This is a genomic window from Bradyrhizobium sp. 62 (genome assembly GCF_023073035.1).
Classification (GTDB): Bacteria; Pseudomonadota; Alphaproteobacteria; order Rhizobiales; family Xanthobacteraceae; genus Bradyrhizobium.
The window spans coordinates 89,907-95,170 of the sequence record NZ_JADPIT010000027.1 but is presented as its reverse complement, the minus strand read 5'-3'; the positions used below and the strand labels follow the sequence as shown (position 1 = coordinate 95,170).

General features: G+C 66.4%; 7 protein-coding genes. 3 read left to right on the top strand and 4 right to left on the bottom strand.

The genetic code is table 11. The annotated features are described in order from the left end of the window. Positions 1-541 (top strand): gamma-glutamylcyclotransferase (locus IVB47_RS26275; RefSeq protein ID WP_247465652.1); only part of this gene is annotated, 541 nt, incomplete at its 5' end. Here IVB47_RS26275 and IVB47_RS26270 read toward each other — a convergent pair. The 4 genes from IVB47_RS26270 to ftsE form a co-directional block, all read right to left on the bottom strand. Then, positions 538-1,311 (bottom strand): lysophospholipid acyltransferase family protein, encoded by a 774-nt coding sequence (locus IVB47_RS26270; RefSeq protein WP_027565607.1) that lies wholly within the window; start codon positions 1,309-1,311, stop codon positions 538-540. The two genes, IVB47_RS26275 and IVB47_RS26270, sit on opposite strands and share 4 nt — an antisense overlap. Positions 1,312-1,343: 32 nt before the next feature. Next, entirely contained in the window at positions 1,344-2,048 is a 705-nt protein-coding gene (locus IVB47_RS26265) for a YdcF family protein (RefSeq protein ID WP_247357804.1), read from the bottom strand. Between the two features lie 73 nt (positions 2,049-2,121). Next, positions 2,122-3,090, bottom strand: coding sequence for an ABC transporter permease (locus tag IVB47_RS26260; RefSeq protein WP_247465650.1), 969 nt, complete (start codon positions 3,088-3,090; stop codon positions 2,122-2,124). Continuing rightward, positions 3,083-3,742, bottom strand: a complete 660-nt coding sequence (gene ftsE, locus IVB47_RS26255; protein ID WP_008135325.1) for a cell division ATP-binding protein FtsE — start codon at positions 3,740-3,742, stop codon at positions 3,083-3,085. Before ftsE ends, IVB47_RS26260 begins: the two co-directional genes overlap by 8 nt. Positions 3,743-3,933: 191 nt before the next feature. On the opposite strand from ftsE, the gene IVB47_RS26250 reads away from it, so the two are divergent. Beyond that, positions 3,934-4,815, top strand: a complete 882-nt coding sequence (locus IVB47_RS26250) for an MJ0042-type zinc finger domain-containing protein (protein WP_247465648.1) — start codon at positions 3,934-3,936, stop codon at positions 4,813-4,815. A 59-nt stretch (positions 4,816-4,874) separates the two neighbouring features. Beyond that, complete coding sequence (locus tag IVB47_RS26245; protein WP_027565610.1) at positions 4,875-5,249, top strand: response regulator; 375 nt, start codon at positions 4,875-4,877, stop codon at positions 5,247-5,249. The last annotated feature ends 15 nt before the right edge of the window (positions 5,250-5,264 follow it).

Genomic DNA, 5,264 nt, shown 5'->3' with positions numbered 1-5,264 from the left:
GATGTGGCGGCCGGGTTTCGAATTCGAGGAGCGCGTCCCCGCGCGGCTGGTCGGCGAGCACCGCGCACTCTGCGTCTATTCCTTCGTGCACCGTGGCACGCCGGAGAAGCCGGGTCTGGTGCTCGGCCTCGACCGCGGCGGCGCCTGCCGCGGCATCGCCTTCCGCGTCGCCGAAAAGAACCGCGCCGACGTCGTGGCCTATTTGCGCGCGCGCGAGCAGGTGACGTCGGTCTATCGCGAAGTCATGCGCTCGGTGTGGCTGGAGAACGATGCGCGGCAGCGCGTCTCCGCGCTCGCCTATGTCGTCGATCGCGGCCATGTGCAATATGCCGGCCGGCTGTCGCTCACCGACCAGCATCGCCACGTGCTCCAGGGCCACGGCCAGTCCGGCGCCAACCGCGACTACGTGACCGCGACGGTGAAGGCGATCGAGGCCGAAGGCTTTCGCGACGCGCAGCTGCATCAGCTTGCCATGATGCTGCATGGGGATGCGCATTCTCCGCACGCCCCGGCTCCGGTGGACAATCGGGAAAACCGCTAGTTCTCCAACGGCGCATAGCTCGGCGCCGAGCCGATCAGCTGCTCCTGCTCCTTGCGACCCGCTTCGACGAGGCGGCCGGTCGCGTCTTCGATCGCCGTTTGCACGCGGGAGAGAAACTCGTCCTTGGGCAAGCCCGGCGGCAGCGGATCGAGGAACTCCACCACCAGCGTGCCGGGATAGCGCATGAAGGTGCGGCGCGGCCAGAACAGGCCGGAATTGAGCGCGATCGGCAGGCACGGCGCGCCGCAGGACGAATAGATCTGCGCGAAGCCGCTTTTGTAATCCGGCGGGGCACCCGGAGCGCGGCGCGTGCCTTCGGGAAAGATTACGAGCTGCCCGCCGCTGCGCACCGCCTCGCGCGCCCGCCGCGTCATGTCCAGCAGCGCCTTGACGCCGGCATTGCGGTCGATCGCGATCATCCCGGTCTTGACCAAGAACTGACCGAACACCGGGATCTGCATGAGCTGACGCTTGAGGATGAAAATCGGACGGTCGAAGAAGCCCGGCAAGACGAACGTCTCCCAGAACGACTGGTGCTTCGCCACGACGACCAATGGTCCCGTCGGAATCTTGTCGAGGCCGCGGAATTCCACCTTGATGTTGCAGACCGCCCGCATCAGGAACAGCGTCGCCTTCGCCCACCATTGCGCGACCGTGAGCATGGCGCGCGGCGGCAACGCGAAGGTCGGCAGCGCCACGATCGCGAGGCACACCAGCACGGTGTAGAACAGCACGTTGAAGACGAGCGATCGCAGGAAAATCAAGAACATCGAGGATCCGATCAATGCCGATCAGTTGCCTATCAATTGGCCTGTGCGGTGGCGGGCCGCTTCGGCTGCAGCCCGGAAGGCTGCTCCGACATCTCGGGCGAAAGGTCAATCCCGAAATCCTCCAGCCGCACCCTGAGCTCGGCCGCGATGTACTTGACATATTCCGACAGCAGCAGCCGCAAGGTGGACGCCGAGGTCCACCACGGCTCCTCGCGCCATTTGTCGCCGACCACCACGAACGGGATCAGTGTCGTCTCCGGCATCGCATGCGAAAATTCCACCAGCGCGCGCGGCATGTGATAGTTCGAGGTGACCACGATCAGCGATTTGAATCCGCGCCCCGCGGCCCAGCGCCGCGCTTCCGCGGCATTGCCGCGGGTCGAGACCGCGGTGCGGTCGAGATCGACGCAGCAACGCATGAAGGACTGGTTCTCCGGCAATGTCCGGGAGATGTCGGTCGCCGTCGAGGTCGGGTGCACGCCGGAGATCAGGAGTCTCCTGCCGTAGCCGGCAGCGAGCAGCTCCATCGCATCCGACACCCGCGAGGAGCCGCCAGTCAGAACCACGATGCCGTCCGCCTTGCGGTCCGGCGCGATCTCGGCGCCGCGCAATTGCGACAGAAACGCGATGAAGCCCACCGCCACGCCGACGAAGGCGAGCGCAATCGCCGACATCACGGCCGCGCGCAGCCAGCCGCGCGGCAGTTTCGGCGATCGATCGTCGGTCGGCGCGGTCATGTGATGTCGGTGATCCCTTCCCAGAGATGATTTTAGGACGTTTTGAGGCGAAGTGGAGTCCGGTTTGTCGGCCTCAATCGACATCATTCAGCGTCGCGAACAGCGTCTGGCGCGAGGCGACCGCGGTGATGGCGCCGATCAGCACGGCCTGCACCGCGAGCACGATGTAGCCGGACGGCCGCAGCGAGAAGGTGCCGAGCAGCGCGGCGAACTGGTCGCCGACGGGGGTGCCGGAAAACCAGCCTGCAATCGACTCGGAGAAGCCGAACACCAGCATGGCGGCGCCGCCGCCGATCACGCCGCCCTCCAACCCCAGCCTGAGGAAATGACGCAGGAAGCGGTTGGCGATATAGCGGTCGCCGGCGCCGACGAAATGCAGCACCTCGACGATCGGACGGTTCGCCGCCATGGCGCCCCGGGTCGCGAACGACACCGAGATGATGGTGGCGACGATGACAAGCGCGAGAATACCGAGCCCGGCGAGCACGGTGGCGTTGGTCATCGAGCGCATGCGCTCGATCCAGGCGCGGTGATCGTCGACGCTGGCGCTTGGCGCCACCTGGGTCACGCGGGCGCGCAGAGCGCCGAGATCAAGCGCCGTGCCGGGCTGCACGCGCGCGATGATCATGCGCGGCACCGGCAGATCGTCCATCGACAGCCCGGTGCCGAGCCAGGGCTCGAGCAGCTTGCCGCTCTCGTCCTTCGTGAACGGCTTGACCTCGACGATGCCGGCTTGCGCGCGCATGGCCTCGGTCACCGCCGCGGTGTCGCGTTCGAGATCGCGGCCCGTCTGCGGGCGGACCTGGATGGTGATCTCGCTCGCGACATCCGACTGCCATTCAGCGGCGGAGGCGCTCACCAGCAGCACCGTGCCGGTCGTCATCGACGCCAGGAAGGTCATGATGGCGACGACGGCGACGAGCGCGCGGCCGTGGATCGAGGCGCGCGGCACGATCGGCGACATGTTGCGCGCCCGGGCCGGAAGCGGCGGCCCCTCCTGCCCGAGATCGACCAGCACGCCGCGCTCGTCAGACCTACTCATAGACGTGCAGCCGTCCCTGGTGCAGCACGAAGCGTCGCGCCTCGTACTGGTCCATCAGGGCGATATCGTGGGTGGCGATGATGACGGCGGTACCTGACTTGTTGAGCTCGATGAACAGCCGCAGCAGGCGGCGGCCGAGCGTCGGATCGACGCTGCCGGTCGGCTCGTCGGCCAGTAGCAGCTGCGGCCGGGAGATCACAGCGCGCGCGATCGCCGCGCGCTGCTTCTCGCCGCCGGACAGGATCGGCGGCAGCGCGTCCATGCGTTCGCCGAGCCCGACCCATTTCAGCAGGTCGATGACCTCCTTGCGGTAGCTCGATTCGCTGCGGCCCATGACGCGGAACGGCAGCGCGACGTTCTCATAGGTGGTCATGTGGTCAAGCAGGCGGAAATCCTGGAGCACGATGCCGATGCGCTTGCGCAAGTCTGCGATCTCGTCCTTGCCCAGTTGCGAGATATCGTGACCGAACAAATTGACGAGGCCGCGCGTCGGGCGATGCGACAGGAACAACAGGCGCAGCAATGAGGTCTTGCCGGCGCCGGACGGGCCGGTGAGAAATTGGAAGGAATGCGCCGGGATCTGGAAGTTGAGGTCGCGCAAGACCTCGGGCCCCAGACCGTAACGCAATCCGACATTTTCGAACCGAACCAAGCTCAGCTCCGTTCGAGAGAGGCCGCGGGCCGCACGGCTGTGCTCCGCCACACGCGATCAGCGGGTTTTGCGGCCGTTATGGTTTCCGGTTCGTTAACGGTCGTCCTGTAGCATAATTGGTAGCATCTTTCCCGCTCGGTTCTCCGCGACCGTGTCACCGTCACGACTTGGCCATGCATCAAGGCTCGTCCATGCATATCGTCTGCCCTCATTGTACGACATCCTACGCCATCAAGCCCGCGAGCCTTGGGGCGAATGGCCGGACCGTGCGCTGTTCCCGTTGCAAGGAAACCTGGGTCGCCCATGCCGAGGATGCCATCGAGGAGGCATCTGTCCCGGCCATGGCCGCGGCCAGCCGGGCCGACGACCAGTCCGATCTCGCCGAGCAGTGGAACTCCTATGCCCAGGACGACGACGCCGATGACGCGCCTGTCGTTGACAGCCCCTCGATCGCCAGCGACTGGCCGGACCAGGAAGCCACCGACACCGAGGACGAATGGTCCGCGGCCGCCCGGTCCGTCGAGGAAGAAGTCGTCGGCGAGCAGCACCAGTCCTGGTTCCGTGGCCTGTTCGGCAGTCGCCGCGGCGCGCGAGTGCGCCGCCCGGTGGCCACGGCGTCCCCGCGAAAATCCCATTTCGGCCTGCCGACCGCCTGCGCCGCCATGGGCGCGCTGGTGCTGGCGTTGGTGATCTGGCGCGGCGATATGGTGCGGCTGCTGCCGCAGACGGCCGCCTTCTACAGGTTGGTCGGCCTTGAAGTTAATCTGCGCGCACTGGCCTTCAAGGACGTCAAGCTCTCCAGCGAGACCGTGGACGGTAAGCAGGTGCTGGTGATCGAGGGCGTGATCGTGGGCCAGGGCAAGAAGCCGCTCGACATTCCCCGGTTGCGCTTCGCGGTGCGCGACGCGCAAGGCGCGGAAATCTACGCTTGGAACGCCGTTCTGGAACAGACCGTGCTACAGCCCGGCGAGCGCGCCTTCTTCCGCTCGCGTTTGGCCTCGCCGCCGCCGGAGGGCCGCAATATCGACGTTCGCTTCTTCAACCGGCGCGACATCGCCGGTGGCAGCGTATAATCGATTTCGCAGGTCTCGCAGGCAAAGTTGGTCGCGAGATTGATCCCAAGGTTGGTCTCATGTCCAAAATCCTGATTGCCGACGACGAGGATTCGATGCGCCAGCTGGTGGCGCGCGCCATCGCCATGGACGGCCACGAGACCGTCACGGCGCAGGACGGCGCCGAGGCGCTGGAAATCCTCACGCGCGCGGACGGCGGGTTCGACCTGCTGCTCACCGACATCCAGATGCCGGTGATGGACGGCATCGCGCTGGCGCTTTCCGTCGCACGCGACTTCCCCGATTTGACCATTCTGCTGATGACCGGCTTTGCCGACCAGCGCGAGCGCGCCTCGAACCTCAATGCGCTGGTGCATGACGTGGTGACCAAGCCGTTCTCGGTCGCCGACATCCGCACGGCGGTGGCGGATGCGCTGGCGGCGAAGAAGGGGTAGCTGCGTCGGGGCGCC